21 protein-coding genes and 2 tRNA genes are annotated in these 19,205 nt (G+C 41.9%); 9 read left to right on the top strand and 14 right to left on the bottom strand.

The features are described 5' to 3' along the window. Positions 1–32 precede the first annotated feature (32 nt). From SNE26_RS05180 to SNE26_RS05165, 4 genes are all read right to left on the bottom strand, one after another. A complete protein-coding gene (locus SNE26_RS05180) occupies positions 33–1,793 on the bottom strand; it encodes an ATP-binding protein (protein ID WP_321558300.1) in 1,761 nt (586 codons plus the stop codon). 155 nt (positions 1,794–1,948) lie between these two features. After that, positions 1,949–3,241: a hypothetical protein gene (locus SNE26_RS05175; RefSeq protein WP_321558299.1), complete on the bottom strand. Its 1,293-nt coding sequence runs from the start codon at positions 3,239–3,241 to the stop codon at positions 1,949–1,951. 119 nt (positions 3,242–3,360) lie between these two features. Beyond that, the gene (locus SNE26_RS05170) at positions 3,361–3,762 is read right to left on the bottom strand and encodes a DUF5655 domain-containing protein (protein ID WP_321558298.1); all 402 of its coding nucleotides are present in this window, start codon (positions 3,760–3,762) and stop codon (positions 3,361–3,363) included. A gap of 7 nt (positions 3,763–3,769) precedes the next feature. Continuing rightward, positions 3,770–4,159, bottom strand: coding sequence for a DUF1801 domain-containing protein (locus tag SNE26_RS05165; protein WP_321558297.1), 390 nt, complete (start codon positions 4,157–4,159; stop codon positions 3,770–3,772). 54 nt (positions 4,160–4,213) lie between these two features. Between SNE26_RS05165 and SNE26_RS05160 the strand changes: the two genes are divergently transcribed. After that, positions 4,214–4,714 (top strand): VOC family protein, encoded by a 501-nt coding sequence (locus SNE26_RS05160; RefSeq protein WP_321558296.1) that lies wholly within the window; start codon positions 4,214–4,216, stop codon positions 4,712–4,714. Between the two features lie 20 nt (positions 4,715–4,734). Here the strand turns inward: SNE26_RS05160 and SNE26_RS05155 are convergent, their stop codons facing one another. Beyond that, complete coding sequence (locus tag SNE26_RS05155) at positions 4,735–5,640, bottom strand: VOC family protein (protein WP_321558295.1); 906 nt, start codon at positions 5,638–5,640, stop codon at positions 4,735–4,737. A 313-nt stretch (positions 5,641–5,953) separates the two neighbouring features. Here SNE26_RS05155 and SNE26_RS05150 point away from each other — a divergent pair, with 313 nt between their 5' ends. Then, positions 5,954–6,325, top strand: coding sequence for a hypothetical protein (locus SNE26_RS05150; RefSeq protein WP_321558294.1), 372 nt, complete (start codon positions 5,954–5,956; stop codon positions 6,323–6,325). A gap of 13 nt (positions 6,326–6,338) precedes the next feature. Here the strand turns inward: SNE26_RS05150 and SNE26_RS05145 are convergent, their stop codons facing one another. From SNE26_RS05145 to SNE26_RS05125, 5 genes are all read right to left on the bottom strand, one after another. Continuing rightward, positions 6,339–6,533 (bottom strand): hypothetical protein, encoded by a 195-nt coding sequence (locus tag SNE26_RS05145; protein WP_321558293.1) that lies wholly within the window; start codon positions 6,531–6,533, stop codon positions 6,339–6,341. Between the two features lie 202 nt (positions 6,534–6,735). Then, the gene (locus SNE26_RS05140; RefSeq protein WP_373695597.1) at positions 6,736–7,437 is read right to left on the bottom strand and encodes an alpha/beta fold hydrolase; all 702 of its coding nucleotides are present in this window, start codon (positions 7,435–7,437) and stop codon (positions 6,736–6,738) included. A 12-nt stretch (positions 7,438–7,449) separates the two neighbouring features. Next, positions 7,450–7,602, bottom strand: coding sequence for a hypothetical protein (locus SNE26_RS05135; RefSeq protein WP_321558291.1), 153 nt, complete (start codon positions 7,600–7,602; stop codon positions 7,450–7,452). A 250-nt stretch (positions 7,603–7,852) separates the two neighbouring features. Continuing rightward, positions 7,853–7,926: transfer RNA gene (locus tag SNE26_RS05130), tRNA-Pro, on the bottom strand. Positions 7,927–8,025: 99 nt separating this feature from the next. After that, positions 8,026–8,099: transfer RNA gene (locus tag SNE26_RS05125), tRNA-Pro, on the bottom strand. Positions 8,100–8,324: 225 nt separating this feature from the next. Here SNE26_RS05125 and SNE26_RS05120 point away from each other — a divergent pair. The 4 genes from SNE26_RS05120 (at position 8,325) to SNE26_RS05105 (ending at position 11,111) form a co-directional block, all read left to right on the top strand. Continuing rightward, complete coding sequence (locus SNE26_RS05120) at positions 8,325–9,527, top strand: FAD-dependent oxidoreductase (protein WP_321558290.1); 1,203 nt, start codon at positions 8,325–8,327, stop codon at positions 9,525–9,527. A gap of 39 nt (positions 9,528–9,566) precedes the next feature. Continuing rightward, positions 9,567–10,004 (top strand): AraC family transcriptional regulator, encoded by a 438-nt coding sequence (locus SNE26_RS05115; protein ID WP_321558289.1) that lies wholly within the window; start codon positions 9,567–9,569, stop codon positions 10,002–10,004. A gap of 49 nt (positions 10,005–10,053) precedes the next feature. Further along, positions 10,054–10,467 (top strand): VOC family protein, encoded by a 414-nt coding sequence (locus SNE26_RS05110; RefSeq protein WP_321558288.1) that lies wholly within the window; start codon positions 10,054–10,056, stop codon positions 10,465–10,467. A gap of 107 nt (positions 10,468–10,574) precedes the next feature. After that, positions 10,575–11,111: a DinB family protein gene (locus tag SNE26_RS05105; protein ID WP_321558287.1), complete on the top strand. Its 537-nt coding sequence runs from the start codon at positions 10,575–10,577 to the stop codon at positions 11,109–11,111. Here the strand turns inward: SNE26_RS05105 and SNE26_RS05100 are convergent. Continuing rightward, on the bottom strand, positions 11,085–12,497 hold the full coding sequence (locus SNE26_RS05100; protein ID WP_321558286.1) for an MFS transporter: 1,413 nt from the start codon (positions 12,495–12,497) through the stop codon (positions 11,085–11,087). The two genes, SNE26_RS05105 and SNE26_RS05100, sit on opposite strands and share 27 nt — an antisense overlap. A gap of 125 nt (positions 12,498–12,622) precedes the next feature. Here SNE26_RS05100 and SNE26_RS05095 point away from each other — a divergent pair, with 125 nt between their 5' ends. Beyond that, positions 12,623–13,111 (top strand): Lrp/AsnC family transcriptional regulator, encoded by a 489-nt coding sequence (locus SNE26_RS05095; protein ID WP_321558285.1) that lies wholly within the window; start codon positions 12,623–12,625, stop codon positions 13,109–13,111. Positions 13,112–13,286: 175 nt separating this feature from the next. Beyond that, on the top strand, positions 13,287–14,381 hold the full coding sequence (locus SNE26_RS05090) for a hypothetical protein (RefSeq protein ID WP_321558284.1): 1,095 nt from the start codon (positions 13,287–13,289) through the stop codon (positions 14,379–14,381). Between the two features lie 70 nt (positions 14,382–14,451). Here SNE26_RS05090 and SNE26_RS05085 read toward each other — a convergent pair whose 3' ends face one another. Both SNE26_RS05085 and SNE26_RS05080 read right to left on the bottom strand, forming a co-directional pair. Further along, a complete protein-coding gene (locus tag SNE26_RS05085) occupies positions 14,452–15,252 on the bottom strand; it encodes a hypothetical protein (RefSeq protein WP_321558283.1) in 801 nt (266 codons plus the stop codon). A gap of 49 nt (positions 15,253–15,301) precedes the next feature. Further along, positions 15,302–16,006 carry a hypothetical protein gene (locus tag SNE26_RS05080; protein ID WP_321558282.1) on the bottom strand — a complete coding sequence of 235 codons (705 nt, stop codon included), beginning with the start codon at positions 16,004–16,006 and terminating at the stop codon, positions 15,302–15,304. A gap of 722 nt (positions 16,007–16,728) precedes the next feature. Here SNE26_RS05080 and SNE26_RS05075 point away from each other — a divergent pair. After that, on the top strand, positions 16,729–18,501 hold the full coding sequence (locus SNE26_RS05075; protein WP_321558281.1) for a sensor histidine kinase: 1,773 nt from the start codon (positions 16,729–16,731) through the stop codon (positions 18,499–18,501). Here the strand turns inward: SNE26_RS05075 and SNE26_RS05070 are convergent. Next, positions 18,496–19,125, bottom strand: a complete 630-nt coding sequence (locus tag SNE26_RS05070; RefSeq protein ID WP_321558280.1) for a response regulator transcription factor — start codon at positions 19,123–19,125, stop codon at positions 18,496–18,498. The two genes, SNE26_RS05075 and SNE26_RS05070, sit on opposite strands and share 6 nt — an antisense overlap. Positions 19,126–19,205: the final 80 nt, after the last annotated feature.

The following is a 19,205-nucleotide window of genomic DNA, read 5'->3' as shown; positions in this document are numbered from 1 at the left end:
CAACGTTTTAATTCCTTGTATCCCGTCTCCGTTTAACAGGCGAGCAGTAGTTTTTCTTTTAAGCTTTCCGGGCGGAACGGTTTGAGCATGTAATCATCCAGGTAACGATATCCGCCGAGTTGCTCTGCAGCTGCATCGACAGAAGCCGTTACTGCGATGATCCGCACCGGTACTTTGCCCGGAGGTGTTGATTCCTTGATGAGTTTAGCTGCCTCAAACCCGTCCATTACCGGCATATTGATATCCATCAGTACCACGTCATACACCTTTTGCCGGCATGCATCAACTGCTTCCTGGCCATTAACTGCTACATCCGGCTGAATATTCCAGTTCTTTAATATCTTTTTCATTACCAATACATTAACCTCATTATCTTCGGCAATGAGCACACGTAGGGTATCTATTCCCCTGTCATCCCCGGAAACCCCGGAAACCGGAACGGGTTCGGGATAAACGATCGGAAAGCTGAGCCCGAAGCTGAAGGTACTCCCCTTTCCCTCTTCACTGGCAAAAATGAGCACTCCACCATGCAGTGCCACCAACCGGCTTACAATGGTCAGCCCCAATCCGGCACCATGGTATTGCCGGCTCGTTTTGGCGGATACCTGCACAAACGGGTCAAAGATATGCTCTTGTTTATCCTGCGGAATACCGATGCCACTATCTTCTACCCGGAATAGTACCCGGATCCCCTCTTCCGTTTTTAAGCTCACCCGGGTTTGCAAACGTATATAACCGGAGGGAGTGTAACGGAGCGCATTTTCGACCAGATTGAATAGTACCTGGGTCAGACGGCTCTGATCGCCGCTTACAGTTACTCCATGCAGTTGCGGGTCGGGAAGATAGGAAAAGTCAAGGCTTTTAGCTATGGCTTTTGAGCGGAATGCGCCATATACATTTTTCAGGAGATCGTCAAGTCGGAAATCGTTTTGCTCCAATTGTACCTGGCCTGCATCTATTTTATTAAAATCCAGGATATCATTGATAATAGCCATCAGGTTCTCCGCCGAAAAACGCAGAATGTCCAGGTTTTCCTTCTGTTCAGGCTGCTTATTTTCCATCGCCAGGATATTAGACATCCCAATTACCGCGTTCAGCGGTGTACGAAGCTCGTGAGACATTGTGGACAGGAAATTGGTTTTCGCCGCGGCCAGCTCCTGGGCAGCTGTCAACGCTAACTGCAAGTCGGCTTTGAGTCGCCGCTCTGTCCGGTTGGTTCTTTTAAATGCCCTAAAAAAATTGTAGTGGATAAAAACCAGCAGGATAAAATTGAACACCAGGACAAAAACGAAAGCATAAGGCTTTGTAGTTAACTGCTGGCTGGGGAAGCGATAGTTAAACAGATGCTCCGTGATTACCAGGGCGATAACGGGGATCAGGTTAGCCAGGGAATAGATCAGGCCCCAACGGGCGCCGAGGATATAATAACCGCCGGTAATAATCAGCAGGGTATACTGAATGGTTACGAGGGTTACCCCCTGCCGGGATAACAGGGCCCCTGACCAGATCAGGATGGTGAAACAGGCCAGGAAAACGTGCCCGGCCCGCGTCCAGGGCTGTTTAAATAAGAAAAGTGCAAGTGTGGCGATAAAAATCGACAGGAATATGCCCAATCTTGTGTTGATTAAAATCCCCCAGCCTGCTACTAAACTGTAAATAAACAGGAAACCGAATAAAAAAATGAACGCTATTATAGCCTGCGCAAGGATGCGTATCCGGGCTTTGGTAAGCATTTCAGGTTCCCGGGCAAGGATCTGGTTATACCTGTCGCGGAAATATCGGCTGATTTTCATTGAAACTTCAAAAATAAGAGATAGCGTCGGTCATTGGCCGACATGCCCGGTAAATATACATAACCAGACGCCTGTTATTATTATACGGTGGAAAACTGGCTAAAGTTATACCAGGCGGGCATTTAAGCTTACGAAATAAGACCGATCAACATTATTTAAAGCGCGATGAATTTGTCATAAAGGTCCCAAACGGAGGCACCGGAAACAACCTCTTTCATTTGCGCCATAATCACATCATCACCGTTACACCTAAGATTGATCATACCATATTTGATCTTATCGGTTGTTACATTTGTAGACCTTGCAAGTTCAGTAGAGAAAACCAGCGGCCGTTTTGATTTTGAATATTTTCCGGCGCAACCTATGGCATCAGCCCTAGGATGCGAATATGATTCGTTATCTCCCGAAGAAATAACAGTAGCGTAAGGGTTGACCTTTGCCATATACTCGGTTGTAAACTCCGACGCACCATGATGACATGACTTGGCAATATCCACTTCAAATGGATTATTTTCGCCATAATGCTTCAACAGATGATCTTCTGCCTGCGAATTAAGATCTCCGCCAAACAGCACGGAACGGCTTCCAAAGGTCAATTTCAAGACAACGCTATGCCCGTTAATGGTATGGGCTTCATCATCTAAATATAGATATTCTATAGGATCATGTTTAACAACCGGTGCAAGGAACTCCAGCTTGAGCGTTTTACCGGCAATAGGTACCTGGATCAAACCGGTTTGATAATCAGCCCTCATAAAATTCTGTAACCGGCCCTGCTGCCTGGCATTGCTAACTGCAAAAGTAAATTTTTGCATTAAGTCAAGCATTCCGCCGTTAGTTTTCAAGGCATTTAAATCTGCTATAGAATCAAAATAAGTGGTTAAGTAATTCACTCCATTTTTTTTCTTTTTGATGCCAAGTTCAGTGTTGTATGAGGCCGGGAAATCGGCTTTATCACTATTAAATTTGGCTATCCCGTTATGAAATATAGTGCCGAAGGTATAATGATCGTCATTTATGATGTCTATCAGTCCCTGATAATGATCTTTATCAAAGTGGCTGATCACCACATAATCAAAATGAACTTTCTCGTTCCTATCGAAATAATATTTATACTGCCATTTCCGGAGGTAATTGCCAAGGTTAGTGTCCGGACCTCCGTCAATCAGCATTTTAAATTTGTTCCCGACTTCAATAAGTGCACCGTCTCCCTGGCCAACATCCACAAAAAATACTTTCATCCCCGGCTCATCTCCAATATCATTATTCCGGATCCAGCCGGTTATGCTAAACGCAGTTACTTCCTGCCAATCGCCCCTGGCGTTGCCGGTAAGTAACACGTATGACCCCATCAAAATTGTATTGTTTTTACTTTTTCCATTACCGTTATGATCAACGGATTTAAAAGTATTAGCGAAAAGGCTAGTGACGATTTTATAGTTGGACATGGTTGCAGGTTTTGTTCTATAAAGATAGAAAATATACCTAAGCATTTGCAAATCAATACCATAAAACAACTCACATATATATAAAGAGTTCCAATATCCTGGTTTGGCCGAACATACGGTTATAATATCTGGTAAGATTCCCGCAGGTAAGTAAACAAATCCGGACGCAGGTCGTCCAGCAGGGCAATACGGATATGGTTTTCGAATTTATTACCCGAGGCAACGCTTTTAAGCACCGGTTTTTCGGGGTGCGGTACTTTTGAATAGAATTTAATGTCCAGTTCCTTTTTCATAGGCCGGATCACCAGAAAGGTGAGCCGACGGGTAAAAACGATACAGTTGGGGGTGATGCCAACGAGTACGCTTTCCCAGTCGGCCACTTCCGCCAAAATTTTATCAAACACCAGTACCAGTTCTGCGGGGCGGCCTTTGAATAAGCTGTCGAGACTAACGCGTGCACAATAATGGCGTTGCTCCGCTTTTGGCAGCTCCCGTTCGCATTTCGGGCAGGTCCAGCTCATCGGTGATCTATCTTTTACGTTTTTCGAGCATCTCTGCGATACTAATGGCCGAGCAATCGGTGATCAGCCTCACCAGTACCGCCACCGGCATAGCGGCTTCATCTTTAAAATTGATACAGCCTTTCTGAAATTTAGCGTCCGGCAACAGCTTTTCAAATTGCTGGTGCAGCGCCGGGTTCATATACATAGGCAGGCAATGCAATGACATATAATTCTTCGTACTGGCGAGTCCATACTTCATATAAGAGCGCTCCTCGTATAAGATCATTTCCTTACCCATCATCGGCTTCACAAGCGGGACAACAGTCGGATCGTTCGCCATAATCGCCTCGTGCAGCGTGGTTAAAATGGCCTGTCTTTCCGCGGATGCTCCGCTGATGAATTCCGTAATGCTCATAGACCAAGATAAGCAAAATCAATTGATTATCTTTAGGTTTAAAATTCAGGTGTTATGAAAAAGTTTACCCTTGCTGCATTGTTGCTTGTTTCTTTTATGCTGGGCTACGGCTTCAGCCGGTTTACCCAACCAGTGAATACCGGCCCTCGGGTAACAGGTATAGGCGGCATTTTCTTTAAAGCCAAAGATCCGGCGGCGCTGAAGACCTGGTACAGCAAAAACCTTGGCTTGCAAATGGGCGAATACGGTTCTAATTTTGAATGGCACCAGGGCATGGACAGCACTAAAAAAGGCTTTACTTTATGGGCGCCCTTTAAAGAAACCACTAAATATTTCCAGCCCTCTGAAAAGCAGTTTATGATCAACTACCGCGTGGAAGGGCTGGACCGTTTATTAGCCAGCCTCAAATCGGCCGGCATCCTGCCGACCGACTCGATAGAGAAAGCCAGTTATGGCAACTTTGTACATTTGATGGATCCCGAAGGCAACAAAATTGAGTTATGGGAGCCCAATGATGTGGAGTATGCCAAACTGGGTAAATTAACAACTCAATAGCAGCACCAGGCCAACACTGGTCACCGGCCATCAGAGGCCAGTTGCAGCGCTGCGACGTCAACTTTCTTCATTGTCATAAAAGCTTGCGTAACGCGTGCAATTTGTTCGGAGCGGCCGTTTTTCAGTGTTTCTAACATAACCGTTGATGTAACCTGCCAGGATACGCCGTATTTGTCCTTCAGCCAGCCGCATTGCCCGGTTTCGCCGTCAGCCGAAAGCGCCGACCAGTAGTAATCGATCTCTTCCTGCGTTTCACAGGGGATCAACAACGACACCGCATCGTTAAAACTGAAACCGTGCGGATGCGCGCTGTCCATGGCGGCCAGCCAGGTTTGGCCGATATAAAAATCGGCGTACATCAGTGTGCCGGCTTTATCAGGCCCCATATCCTCCGGACGCGGGGCCGTAATACCGCGTTTACCGTCTTTAAACACGGAACAGTAAAAGTCTATAGCTTCATTGGTTTTACCGGCCACCTGGCCGGTATACATCAGCGACGGAACAATCACCGGCCTTTCTTCACCGGCGGGGTTAGTCAGTATCAGTTGCCATGACACGCCATATTTATCGCTTACCCAGCCATAGCGCTCACTGAAAGGATAGCGGTCAAGCGGCATCATTATCTTTCCGTTTTCTGACAATTTGTTCCAAACTTTGTCAATGCGGCTGACAGCGTCCGGATCACGGGAGGGATCAAAATTGATCATAAAAGAAATAGAAGGGCTGATCTTTAATCCATCCCCGGCACTGATACCCAGGAACGGCTGGCCGGCAAAAGTAAATTCAACTATTTCGCATTCTCCGCCGGGCATTGGGAAATGATTAACGTAGTTTAAAACCGAATCCGGCATTAAGGTTGCATAAAATTCGGCAGCTTCTCTGGCTTTATCCTGGTCGAACCAGATGTGTGGTTTGATGGGTAACATAGGTAAATGATTTTGGTGTTGATATATAATTAAAAGTTGTAAGCGTTAATTGTTTTGAGAGATCGTACCGTAGTCTAAGGTTTCACGGTCTCAGCCGTTATCTGAATAAGAATTCAGGATTTTTAGTTTGTTTTCATTTTCAGATATTTAACTATCTCAAAACTAATTGGTTTTTTGTAGCCGGATAAGGTGCGTTAGTGACATTTAAGGGGCATATTATGACAGGGGTTCACCCCCCATCGGACTGTCAAAGCAAATGAAAAGCCCTCTATTTTCATCCGGGTATACTATATTGCATATTCATTGAAAAACCATGAAAAAACCGGTGCCTTTTGACTTTCTGCTCGATTACCTGCCGGCCGGCATTATCATCAAGCGGGCTGTAGGCATGTTCTATATCTATTTCGATAAAAAAATTGTGCTGATCTTCCGAAGGGTTAGCAAAAATCCGCAGCATAACGGCATTTGGATCTCTACCAGGCAGGAAGAACATGCCAGCCTCAAAGCGGAGATACCGACCATCACTGATTTTGTATTAGACGAGGGCTTTGATACGGCCTGGCTCCTGCTTAGTGACAGCCACGATGATTTTGAAAGTTCGGCAATACAGTTGTGCGAACTTGTTTCGCGCAGGGATAAAAGGATCGGTAAAGTAACCCCTAAAAGCGCTGCTATATTTGATTAGCCTCCTGAACAATTTAATCATCGTCAGCATCTGCTTCTTCGGGATGATCTTTAAAATATTCCCGTGCCTTTTTTAAACCTGTAGCTATGGCAATGCCTTCATCGCCGCTTTCCTTCAAAATTTCATTAGCAATTTCTACCGCCTTTTCCCGCAATTTGGGAGGTTGATTTTTGTAAGATGGCGGGTAGTCTCCGTTATACCAGGGCATGCTTCCTCCTTTTTAGGCAACAACAATTACGATGAAGATTTGATTGAAAAGTGTTTAATGAGAAAAGGAGATTCAAAACATTTCTTCAAAGGATCAATTGAACTCCCCTTTCAAATATTCACGACATCATCGCCTGCGCGGGGCTGCTTATGATCTCAAAGCTAAGCCAGTAACTTTTTTATTGGCAAGCAGATCCGTCAGCTTATTTTAAAAAATTGTTCAAATAAGTCAAAATCGTTGTTGTCTGCATCATCAGGCTTACATGTCCCTGTGAAGGGATAATGGCCAGCTGCGATTTTGGCATTGGCCCCAGATCAGCAGCAACACTACCTCCCAATAATTTATATGTTTTTGCCAATTCAATTTTATCCAGCCCATCATTGTCACCGGCTATGATCAATACAGGCGCAGAAATTTTTGAAATATTTGCGTCACCAAAGTCGAATGGCTCCTGAGCGAAAGCAATCATCTGTTCTATAAACTTTGACCATTTTGTTTGATCTGGTGCTACTGCATCGTACGCGGCTTTCATAGGAGTGTTTATAAAAAGTTCAGGCTTCCATGCCTTAAAGGCATTGGTTATTTCGGGCAGCCAACCACTGCTTTTATAAGTAGAAGAAATGATCACTAATTTTCTTAACCGTTTAGGGCTTTGTATAGCAAACTTGTAAGCCACAGAGCCGCCCATACTATATCCTGCTACATCGGCACTGTCAATTTTCAGGTAATCCATCACTCCTTCCACATCACTTGCTAAGGTGGCATATGATAATTTTCTATCTGAAAACTGTGTATGCCCATGTCCCTGTAGTTCAATGGCAATTACTTTCCTGTTTTTTAACAATTCAGGGATCGATTCGGTCCAGTTTCCTTCAATTGTCATAAAAGCACCATGCAATAAAATGAGAGGTTTACCTTATACTTCGTAATAAATTTTGATGCCGTTAACAGGTGCATAACCACTGTTAGAAGGTTTGATTTGTTGTCCGTTTGCTCGGGATACTGCACACATAATTGCAATTACCAATATTGATTTAAGAGGGTTAAGTGCTTTGAGTAAATTTTTCATAACGTTTAAGTTTTAGTTAGAGCTTTGTTAACAATACAAAGATGGAACTCATTTCAGAATTTAATATAGTGCAAAAACGACTACTTAGGGGGAGAATTGCGACAAAATATGCTTACAAGCAAAGGCATGACTTTCTTTGATCTCTGTTAAGAAGAACTCAGGAAACCGAAAGAAGTAAGAATGGATCTGTAAAAAGAAAGCCCTCTAAACTTTCAATTCAGAGGGCTTTGACACTTGGTATCGCTTTTTGTCGGGATGGCAGGATTCGAACCTGCGGCCTCCACATCCCAAATGTGGCGCGATACCGGGCTACGCTACATCCCGTTTTATTCAGCTTATGCTGGTATGTTATTACACCAATCAGAAAAGAAAACCCTCTAAACTTTCAATTTAGAGGGTTTTGACACTTGGTATCGCTTTTTGTCGGGATGGCAGGATTCGAACCTGCGGCCTCCACATCCCAAATGTGGCGCGATACCGGGCTACGCTACATCCCGTCTCCCTGATTGGGTGTGCAAAAGTAGGATTTTAAATCAAGTTGCAAAATTTTTTTTGAAAGATTTTTTGAGCCCCCATATAATCCGCTCATTAACAAAATATTGCCTTAAAATAAATTCTTCATGATTTTTCGCAAGCCTGAACATCCTTGTTATTACACTTGATTTTCAGTTAAAAAACTTAAAAAGGAGTTTCATGTTGTTCTGTCATAGCTGTTCAAATCCATGAATTTATACGAGCAACAGCCTTACTGGCTAATGAAAAATGGCATAATTGCCTCCTACCCTTCTCTTCAAAAAGATTTGAACCTGGATGTGGCCATTATAGGAGCCGGCATCAGCGCTGCTTTAACAGCCTGGCAGCTCCGCAACTCGGGTTTAAGTATCGCTGTTTTTGATAAGCGCCACGTTGGTATGGGTAGTACCGCGGCCAGCACCGCTTTTCTGCAATATGAAATTGATACGCCCCTTATATCTTTAAAAGACCTGGTTGGCGAAGCTAATGCTGTAACAAGCTATCAACTTTGCCGCAAAGCTATTTACGATATTGCCGATCTATGTAAATCACTTAAACCTGCTTTTGATTTTAGCCTGAAGCCAAGTTTGCAACATGCGAGCTTCAAAACACATACAAATGCACTAAATCAGGAATATCACCTCCGTAAAAGCCATGGCTTTGAGGTACAATGGCTCGAAGCTGATGAAATTGAACAGAAATTCGGGTTTAAAGCTCCTGGGGCGATTTTCTCAGCAGATGGCGGTGAGGTTGATGCGTATCTGCTTACTCATGCTTTACTTAAAAATTTTGGCGAAGCCGGTCATAAAGTGTACAGCAACACCGATATTAAAACCATTGAACATCATAAACAAGGCATCACGCTGCAAACCGGCAACGGCTCCATTATCAAAGCTAAAAAACTGGTTATTGCGTGCGGTTACGAAAGTTTAAAATATATCCCCAAAAAAATAGCCGAAATTAACTCAACTTACGCGCTGGTTTCGGAGCCTTTGCCCGATGTACGTTTCTGGTATAAAAACAGTTTGGTTTGGGAAACTGCCATACCCTACATGTACTTCAGGGCTGTAAGTGAAAACCGCATCCTTGTTGGCGGCCGGGATGACCCTTTTCATCATCCGCATATCCCGCCTTCTGTTATTAAACGGAAGGCCGCCATGCTACAGCAAGCCTTTCTCAAAAAAATGCCCCATATCCCTTTAAAAGCCGACTTTAGCTGGGCCGGAGCTTTTGCAAGCACCAAAGATGGCTTGCCTTACATCGGTAGTATCCCCGAAAGGCCGAATACCTATTTTGCGCTTGGCTTTGGAGGCAATGGCATCACTTTCAGTGTAATTGCAGCCGAAATTATCCATGATCTTATCCTGGGAAAAAAGAATGAGCATGTACAATTGTTCAGTTTTAACAGATAGCGCATTTTCAAATAATAAAAGCCGATATTTATACCTGAAATGGCTGATCAATTACCCCAAATATACCTTTACCGCAGGCTTGTTCAGGCTAAGTTGTTCATTGATAAAAATTATCATGACCCTATTGACCTGAACGATATTGCCGACGAGGCCTATTTTTCCAAATATCATTTCATCAGGCTGTTTAAAAACATCTACGGTAAAACACCGCATCAGTACCTCATCCAGGTGCGGGTTGAAAACGCCCGGCTGCTATTAAAAAAGGGCCTCCCTGTTGCTGATGTTTGTTATGCCGTTGGGTTTGACAGTGTTAGCTCATTTTCTGCTTTATTTAAAAGGATCACCTCCTGCTCTCCGGCAAACTATCAGCAGACAGAACTTAAACGGCAAGCGGAGATGTTGCAATCGCCCCTCAAATTTATACCCGGTTGTTTTGCCCGGGAAAAGGAATGGTTGCAAAATCGCAATTTTCAATAAACCAGGTTCTTTTTTGATACCGACTTTTGGTTTATCAAAACAACACAAAATGATAACCAAATTAAACCATGTAAGCGTATTTGTACTTGACCAGGACAGCGCTTATGATTTTTATGTAAACAAATTAGGCTTTACCGTAAATACAGATGCTGCCATGGGGCCGGGAATGCGCTGGCTTACTGTATGTCCTCCCGGGCAGCCCGAACTGGAAATATCATTAATGGCCATAAGTGAGGGCATGATGTTCGACGCACAATCGGCAAATCAAATGCGCGAATTAGTACAGCGCGGCACCTTTGGTTTCGGCGTTTTTGAATGCAACGACCTTATAGCTACTTACGAGGAATTAAAGGCGAAAGGTGTTGCGTTCACTAAAGCCCCTACTAAAGAGTTTTACGGTTTTGAGGCCCTATTCAAAGACGACTCTGGTAATTGGTTTTCCCTGGGCGAGAAAAAAAGCTAAACGCCTGTACATACAATGGCACAAAACTACCCTAATTATGGCGCAAACGACAAGGTTTAAATTTTGATTTTGCATGGAGATTTGTATAAATCAATCTTCAAAACATCATGAAAAATCAAATAACCACCACCCTCCAAACCGATGCCCGTATTAACTTATTGACAGTATTTGAAGATACTGCCGGTAATCTGCTATCAACCATTGCTTTATTTAATGAGCAGCAAATTAATATTGAACCCCCCTATGGCGGATGGACAGCCGGGCAGATAGCTGAACATGTTTTTAAATCGGCTTTACAACTTGTTCCGGTACTTAACGGAGCCGACAAAGCAGCAGAAAGAGATCCGGCCGAAAAGGTAAAAATGATAAAAGACCTGTTCCTTGATTTTGAGGCTAAATTCAAATCAGCCCCAGGCATATTACCATCAGACGGGCCGCATAATAAATCTGAGCTTATCGAATTATTACAAACAGTTATCGTCCAGGTTAGAGATGTAATTAACTCCAAAGATCTCTATGCTATTAGTACTGACCTGGTAGTTCCTTTTTTCGGTGAGCTTACCCGGGTAGAATGGCTCTACCTTATTTGCTATCATACCCAAAAGCACATTCACCAGTTAAAAAACGTCGGGCAGTCTTTGTGATTCATTTAATGATACAGGCATGTTCCCGGCTACCGAATTTACAATGTAAATAATGAGCCATAGCAAGCCAATTAAAGCATACATACTAAGTATAACCAGCGATAAAGTGCTCACTGAAGCACCGTCATCGCTTTTTTGCATAAATAGTGTGAGTATAGATAAACCTACCCCGGCTCCTAAAAAGTAAGCGGTAGTACCCAGGCTTGATGCCAATCCGTAGTGTTGTTTGGGAATGTTTTTTACAGCAAGTACCGATAAGCTTGTAAAACAGATGGTCATACCTAAACCGGATATAAAAGCAGCAGATAGAAGCAGTAAAGGGAGAGAGTAGCTTGTGAATACCGCGCAAATTAAAACCAGCCCGCCGGTTAACATACAGCTCATACCCAACAATCCGGTTTGTTCGGTTGTGAACCGTTTCATGATGCCAGGCAGCATAAACTTAGCCACAATGGCTGATAATATACTAAAAGGCACCAGTAACAGGCCCGATCGAGCTGCGGTGTAATGCATGTCTTTTTGCAATAATTGAGATATAATGAAAAGGTACCCGGTAAAAAACGCACCTAACAAAATGAATACGCCATTTGCCGTAATAACTGATGGCGCTTTAAAAACTGAAAGATCGATCAATGGATTTGCACTACGGGTTAAACGAATGTATAATAACCTCATGCAAATAATAACGCCTATGGCACAAAGCATCATAAAAGTGTATCGTTGTTCGAGATCTGCAAGCTGGTGCACACCATAGCTAAGCATGAGCAAGCCCATCACCAATAAAATACCTGAAAACAGATCGGGCGATGGCTGCTTTTGTTCAGGGGCATCATTAGCCAGGCTTACCCAGCCTACAACAATAATAAAAGCGAGTATTGGCACATTGATCAAAAACACCCAATGCCAGCCCATATAGGTGCTGATGATTCCGCCGATGGAAAGGCCGCTTCCCGAACCAACTGCCGCGAATGAGCTAAAGATCCCGATGGCCTTGCTCCGCTCCTGCTCTTCGGTAAAAGTATGTGTTACTATGGAAAGTGCTGACGGCATGATCAGCGCTGCCGCCAGGCCTTGTACAGCCCTCGATAAACTAAGAAACGCGAAAGTGCCTGATAAGCCGGCCCCTAATGAAGTTAACAGGAACAATACCGCACCAGTAATAAAGACCTTCTTTGGCCCGGCAACATCAGACAGCTTCCCCCCTATGATCAGGAAGCCGCCGTATAATAACACATAAAGCGTTTGCAGCCATTGAACCTGGTCGTTACTTACAAGAAACTGCTTTTGTATTGCCGGAATGGTGAGGTTAATGATAGCGATGTCAAGCGCTTCGACAAATATGGCCATAGAGGCTATGATCAAGACTTTGTTCTTTTTTTGTGCCATAATTTTAATTTATGTCCTTTCAAAACTATATCAATAGAAATTAATAACATTATTTATTATAATTTTGGAACATAATTTAAAACTAAAGCATTTCAAAAGAACAAACATCCCATCAGCATCCTATTATGGCCCTTCAAACAGAACAAGAAAAAACAGGCATCCAGCTTGATGAAAAAGATTGCGAAATATTACGGCTGGTTGAACGGAATGCCAAGCTTACCGTGCGGGAAATTGCTGTAAAGATCAACCTTAGCCCCACGCCCACGCATGAACGCATTAAGCGCCTCGAAAAAGCAGCGGTTATTAAAAGCTATACTGCCATTTTAGATAAACGGATGCTGAACAAACGCATCATGGTTATTTGTATGGTAACCCTGCGCGAGCACAGCCGCAAAGCAGGAGCCGATTTTATTAACGCTGTACTTGAATTTAACGAAGTGATAGAATGCTATAACATATCGGGCGATTTTGATTTTATGCTCAAAATTGTATCCGAAAGCATGGACAGTTACCATTCCTTTTTTGTAAATAAACTAAGCGAGGTAAAAGGGATTGGCCATTCAAAAAGCACTTTTGTGATGGATATTATCAAAGAAACCAATCATTTACTTTAATTTATACAATAGCAGTATTCTCAATACGTTTATATGTCGGGATAATTAATCGGTTCAACACCCTGTTTTATCGACTCATTAACCCTGCATATCAAATTGTTATCCTATTTTTAAGGCCAAAATAAAATGGCTCTTTTATCGTAATTATTACCACCCGGGTTTATAACAGACATATATGACTGCAAAACATTTACTTTTTACTTCCAAAATTATTGGTTGTTTATTAATAACGGCCGCCTTTTTTTCCTGTAAAAAAGATAAAACGGTAGCGCCCCAAACACAAATAACCCCCGTTACGCTTGGTTTATATGAATACGCCAGTGGGGTAAACAAACGGATTTTTTTACCCATTACGCTGGTAGGTACAAAAGCAGTAACCTATTACACGGTGTTTGATACAGGCTCATCGGGAATGACGCTTGATGCCGCAGGGATCCTGCCGGCATCAATGATCACATCATCGGGGATCCAGTTTACCGGAGATTCGGTGGTTGTGAACGGTATCACGGTTACTAATACCAAGGGTACAATAAGCTTTGGCGATCAGCTAAGCTCTACTAAAGAATATGGTAATTTAGCCTACGCCAATATTACCATTGGCGACAGCCAGGGCAACCTTGCGTTGAAAAGAGTGCCATTTTTTTTATACTACAAAATAGTTGATGAAACCGGCGCGCAATTATCGGCCCATGCAAGCGATGTTTTTGGTGTTGGCCCCGGTACAAGCTATGTAACCAGTTTAATTCAAAGCCCATTAAGGTCTTTTAGCACCGGCACCAGCCTTACAAGCGGATTTAAACTGGCCACATTAAACAAGAGTTTGTTTTCTACCAGCGGAACTTACGTAAGCAATCTGTTAACTATCGGTTTAAGCAACAGTGATCTTTCATCGTCTGGATTTATTATGCACCCGCTTACTTATTCAAACAACGGCGGATATTCACCTAATATCCCTGCAACTATTACTTACAATGGCAACACCATTTCCGGACAGATTTTGTTTGATACCGGAACACCATCAACCACTGTTATCGAAGACAGGCTGGCAACCAGTTCAGTAGGCAGTCTCCCGGCAAATTCAACCGTAACTATAACTACCAACAAAGGCTTTGTTTATACTTACACAACATCGAGTACCGGAAACCTAACGGAAGTTCAAAACCCCAATAACACGGGCGATTACCGTACCATTTTTAGTCTCGATTTTTTCATCAGCAACGAATACCTAACCGATTATGGCAACCACCGGATCGGGTTAAAAAACAACTAAGCATTAAGATTATAAAGGCAGGTAATGTTATCTTTAATAAACGACAAGATATATAACCCTGGAAGTCCTCCTATTTTTTATTACATATCTCGGTAACAGCAGTACGGCGGGTAGCAGTGTAAACTATTCCATTTACCATTTCATATCCTGTAGAAACACTTTGTGAATATCTTTTTAAAACAACCCCGGTATTGTTGTCTATAAGTATCGATCCGTTTATCCGGCTATTTAAACTACCACCTAAAACCGATGTTTTATAGGTAATAATAGTAGTTTGGCCGCTTATAGCATAAACCGTGTAGTTGGTTTCGGCCGATGAAGTAGTAACTTTCCATGAATAACCCTTTTTAAGCGTGAGGCTAACCGGAAAATCAACCATTAACTGCAGCGTAGTGCCCGGCGATAAATGCTCTGGCTGGATGCCGGCAAAGGATAAAAGTGTATCATTGATAACAACCGGGCGTTTTAAATTCAGTACCTCGCCTTTGTTATTTATTGAAACTATTGATTGATTATTCAACATTTTCTGCAAACCTACCTGGATAACAGAATTTGGATCGGCAGGCTTACCTGAGTTATATACCAGGTTTTGGTTCATTGCATTTATAGTATCAATAAGCTTATCAGTAGTAATAGCAAAAGAAGCCCCCTTTTCAGAAGCATCTGTTACCTTGTAGGTTTTAATAACTATTGAAACCGAGCCAACACGTAAAGTTTGGCTGCCGCGCTGTAAAACACAATTTGATTTTGTCACTACCTGCCTCTGAAATTCATCTCCCTGTTTAAATCTGCCCTGGGCGAAGGTAATACCGCTTGCAAAAGCTAATATTATAACTAATATATATTTTAACTCAATTGGGGTACTTTTCATTTTGGTGTTCTTGTTATAATGCCTCTGATAATTTGACATTATGTCGCAGCTACTGTTTTTTCCTGTTTGATTGAGGTTTGCCTTTTAACTTATCATCCTTTGTTCCTGCCGGCGATGTCATTTTAAAACTCTCGCTTTCGGGAATTTCCGGAATAGACCACGGTATAAGATTTCCGGAAGGTTGTAAAAGCGGCACTGTACCTGTTATATCGGGCATTACCGGAATTGGGCCTTTTATAATATTTACCTGGCCTGATACAGTTGGCTCAACAGGCGACGGGGGCAATTCCGGAGATTCAGGCAAAGGGAGGTCGATAACAGATGAAAACTGAAGATCCTGCATTGTTTGCTTTGGCAGCTGAGGAGTTTCTGGTGCTTCGGGTGATGGAATTTCAGGTAATCCGGCAGTGGCACCATTAATCTCAGGTTGGCCAGGCGCATCGACCACCGGTGGGGTTGAGCCAATTGCAGCCAGTACAGGCATTTGAGTTGATGAAACAAACGGCTGTGCAACCACCGGGATATCAGTAAGCGTAAGCACAATCGGCTTACCCGCCGAACTATTGCCCCGGGTATTACCTTTGGTGATTGTACCAGGTGTTAATGGTGGTGGTACGTTCCAGTCTGATTGATTATTGCGGTTTTGAGCAACAGCATGATCTAAGCCCCCCCAAACAGCTAATAACCAAATAAAGCATGGTATTAATCTGCCGAGTTGCCGGTTTCTCTTCTTTTTTTGGACGATGTATGACATTTCCACTTAATTATCTTTTTGCCGAAAGCGATTGCATTTAATACAATCACCCGGTTTTATTGATGATATCTTATTAACTTAATTTTTATTGATAGCCAGTTGAGCAATAATCCTCTTAGGTATAGTCCACAATTTACATATACGAAATCGTTAATAAAGTTAATCCTTTTTATCAATTTGCGGTATACGGCTTTCCAACATATCCCATCTGCATAACACTATAATAGTGAATCTACATGATATAGCTACTGTAATATTTCATTTGTAAAACTAAGCTTTATCATGGCACTCCAAAATACCAACTGCTTTGTATTGTGTGTATTTCGGCAGCTCCATAAAATTGTACTATCAAAAGCAACCGGTGATATATATAACAGGGCCAAACTGGTTTTAAGACATATTAATTCATCGTGTTCCACCTAAATTAAAAGATCATGGAAAGCAATTTAAATTACCTCGTGGGCTTTATTTCCCTAACTTTTATGGGGTTATCAGCTATGTATAAATTTAAACTCCACAAATTGCAGGGAACAGGCATGATACCCAGTATTATCAGCGCCAGGCAACGGCAAATAGTGTTTTTTATGTTAGCTATATTATCAGCTTTAATAATGCTCATCTCCTGATTTTAAAAATACACCAACCGGTAATAATCCCAAAACCGACGGCTTTTGCTGATAAACATCAAATTACTATCTTTAACCGGGACCAAAAAACCGGGTATGAAATACATTTCATTTCTTCTGCTTATTTTGGCTGTGATTCCTTGTTCCGCTCAAAATATTGATAGTTTAAAAACAGTTATTTTCAGCAAATCACCGGCACAAAAACGCTTAACCGCTGCAACCCAGATTGCCAGCTATCCGCCCGAACAAAATCCGTCTAAAATTATCATTATTGCAAAAGAAGGCTTGAACCTTGCATATAAGCTGAACAATAAAAAAGCTGTTACTTTACTATCGAGAACTTTAGGAGAAGCCTATTTCCAAACCAACGAATATGACTCTGCATCGTATCATTATAATATTGCTGCGGTTATGCTCAGTAAAACAAATCAGCAGTATATTTTAACCGATGACTACAACAGGTTAGCGAAAGCGTATTTAAAATTAAAAAACTATGAAAAAGCGCTTGAATTTTGTATGCTGGCCATTTCATATGCCCCCAAAACCGGTGATCGTATAGCGTTGATAGAGGCCTTAAACCTGGCCGGAGCGTTATACGAAGCAAAAGACAATTACCGGGAGGCTTTAAATTATTCCAGGCAGGCATTTGATATAAAAGACTCTTTAAACATTGCCCGGCAAACAAATGAAAATACTTCTGAAGCATACAGCCATAAATTTATGGGAGACGTTATGGGAAATATCAAACCAAACGAATCGGCACAGGAAATTTTAAAAACCATCGATATCAAAAAATCATTAAATGATACCCTTGCACTTTCAATTAACTATTTTAACCTTGGTGTACTGTATAAAAACAAACGGCTATATACGCAATCTCTCGATGCTTTAAAAAACTGCCTCCAGTTTGCTACCCAAATAAATTATGCAGATATGCAAAGAAGCGCCACGAATGAAATGGCTGATTTGTATGAGCAGATGGGTGATTATAAGCAATCGCTGGTTTATTTAAAAAAGCATGCCGCAATTAAAACCTCGGGCAACAGCACTATTGATGAGCTACAAGCAAAATACGAGATAAAACAGCGTGAAGACCAGGTACTGCAGCAACAATTTGAAATAACAAAGCGCAATTACTGGATGGCAGGTATCTGTCTTTTTATACTTTTAATGCTATTTACCGGCTTTTTTTATTATAAACAAAACAAGCTAAAGCAGCGCAACATGGCCATGCAGGCTATAATTGCCGCCGAAGAAAGTGAAAGACGAAGAATTGCCCAGGATTTACATGATAGTGTAAGTCAAATAATATCGGCAGCCAAAATAAACCTGTCAGTTATAGGCAGTGAACTACCTTTTATAAATGAAGAGCAAAGAACCCGTTTTGAAAAAGCAATTAACCTTGTTGACTATGGATTTAAAGAAGTAAGAACAATATCACACAATATGATGCCCTGGGCACTTCATAAAACAGGACTGGCACAGGTAATTAAACAATTTATTGAGAATATCAAAAACAATAATATTGCAATAAATTTTTTCAGCGAGGGGTTTGATTCGCCGTTTGATGATACTACTGAGATCATTTTGTACCGGGTATTACAGGAAAGCGTAAACAATGTAATGAAGCACGCTCATGCCGACAGGGTTGACATTTCCCTTATGAGAAGTAATGAAAGCATCAGCCTCACTATTGAAGACAATGGCATAGGTTTTGACACAACCAATCCTGAGATTTTTAAGGGAATGGGCCTAAACAATCTGCGATCGCGGATAAATTTTTTAAAAGGCAAGGTTGAATTTGATTCGCAGCCTAACAGGGGCACCCTTGTTTCTATTTATATTCCACTTACCAATAAGCCTTTATAAATTATATTGCATTATAAACCGGGTAAGCTCAACCGGGTTTTTCAGGTTAAGCTTTTGCATAATATTTTTACGATGCGTTTCAACGGTATAAATACTCAGGTGAAGATGATCGGCCATCTGCTGGTTGGTGTAATTCTGTTTTATAAATTGTAAAAGCTCAATTTCTCTTTTAGTAAGCTGAAATTGCTTTAAAAAAGGATCCGGTTCATTAAGCTGGGAATTAACAACGGGCTGCTTGCAGGGAAAACAAAGTTGTCCTTGAGCTACAGAACGCATTACCTGCAACAATTCGGCCTTCTCTGCATTCTTAAACAAGTAGCCATTGGCGCCTTCGGCTTTTGCTTTCTCAATCAGGTGCTCTTCATTATAGGTAGAAAGCATGATCACTTTAATTTTAGGATAATAATCCGTTATTCGCTTAAGCACTTCAAAACCATTAATACCAGGCATATTGATATCAAGCAACACAAGGTCGGGGCTATAGCTGTGTAACAAATGCAGTATTTCCTTACCATTAGCAGCAACATTTAATACCTCAATATCCGTTTCGCCCTGCAATAACATACACAACCCGTTGATAAATAAAGTATGATCATCTGCTATTATAATTGATAGTTTTTCCACGGTGCTATTTATGTTGTAAATTCACAGTAAATCTATACTTTATCCTCATTTCAAAAAATACCAACTGCTTTGTATTGTAC

The organism is Mucilaginibacter sp. cycad4 (assembly GCF_034263275.1).
Classification (GTDB): domain Bacteria; phylum Bacteroidota; class Bacteroidia; order Sphingobacteriales; family Sphingobacteriaceae; genus Mucilaginibacter.
This window is presented reverse-complemented; position numbering and strand designations above follow the sequence as displayed.

Excerpts from the sequence above, each read along its gene's own strand:
- SNE26_RS05180 (WP_321558300.1), bottom strand. The coding sequence starts at position 1,793 with ATGAAAATCAGCCGATATTTCCGCGACAGGTATAACCAGATCCTTGCC.
- SNE26_RS05175 (WP_321558299.1), bottom strand. The coding sequence starts at position 3,241 with ATGTCCAACTATAAAATCGTCACTAGCCTTTTCGCTAATACTTTTAAA.
- SNE26_RS05170 (WP_321558298.1), bottom strand. The coding sequence starts at position 3,762 with ATGAGCTGGACCTGCCCGAAATGCGAACGGGAGCTGCCAAAAGCGGAG.
- SNE26_RS05165 (WP_321558297.1), bottom strand. The coding sequence starts at position 4,159 with ATGAGCATTACGGAATTCATCAGCGGAGCATCCGCGGAAAGACAGGCC.
- SNE26_RS05160 (WP_321558296.1), top strand. The coding sequence starts at position 4,214 with ATGAAAAAGTTTACCCTTGCTGCATTGTTGCTTGTTTCTTTTATGCTG.
- SNE26_RS05155 (WP_321558295.1), bottom strand. The coding sequence starts at position 5,640 with ATGTTACCCATCAAACCACACATCTGGTTCGACCAGGATAAAGCCAGA.
- SNE26_RS05150 (WP_321558294.1), top strand. The coding sequence starts at position 5,954 with ATGAAAAAACCGGTGCCTTTTGACTTTCTGCTCGATTACCTGCCGGCC.
- SNE26_RS05145 (WP_321558293.1), bottom strand. The coding sequence starts at position 6,533 with ATGCCCTGGTATAACGGAGACTACCCGCCATCTTACAAAAATCAACCT.
- SNE26_RS05135 (WP_321558291.1), bottom strand. The coding sequence starts at position 7,602 with ATGAAAAATTTACTCAAAGCACTTAACCCTCTTAAATCAATATTGGTA.
- SNE26_RS05120 (WP_321558290.1), top strand. The coding sequence starts at position 8,325 with ATGAATTTATACGAGCAACAGCCTTACTGGCTAATGAAAAATGGCATA.
- SNE26_RS05115 (WP_321558289.1), top strand. The coding sequence starts at position 9,567 with ATGGCTGATCAATTACCCCAAATATACCTTTACCGCAGGCTTGTTCAG.
- SNE26_RS05110 (WP_321558288.1), top strand. The coding sequence starts at position 10,054 with ATGATAACCAAATTAAACCATGTAAGCGTATTTGTACTTGACCAGGAC.
- SNE26_RS05105 (WP_321558287.1), top strand. The coding sequence starts at position 10,575 with ATGAAAAATCAAATAACCACCACCCTCCAAACCGATGCCCGTATTAAC.
- SNE26_RS05100 (WP_321558286.1), bottom strand. The coding sequence starts at position 12,497 with ATGGCACAAAAAAAGAACAAAGTCTTGATCATAGCCTCTATGGCCATA.
- SNE26_RS05095 (WP_321558285.1), top strand. The coding sequence starts at position 12,623 with ATGGCCCTTCAAACAGAACAAGAAAAAACAGGCATCCAGCTTGATGAA.
- SNE26_RS05090 (WP_321558284.1), top strand. The coding sequence starts at position 13,287 with ATGACTGCAAAACATTTACTTTTTACTTCCAAAATTATTGGTTGTTTA.
- SNE26_RS05085 (WP_321558283.1), bottom strand. The coding sequence starts at position 15,252 with ATGAAAAGTACCCCAATTGAGTTAAAATATATATTAGTTATAATATTA.
- SNE26_RS05080 (WP_321558282.1), bottom strand. The coding sequence starts at position 16,006 with ATGTCATACATCGTCCAAAAAAAGAAGAGAAACCGGCAACTCGGCAGA.
- SNE26_RS05075 (WP_321558281.1), top strand. The coding sequence starts at position 16,729 with ATGAAATACATTTCATTTCTTCTGCTTATTTTGGCTGTGATTCCTTGT.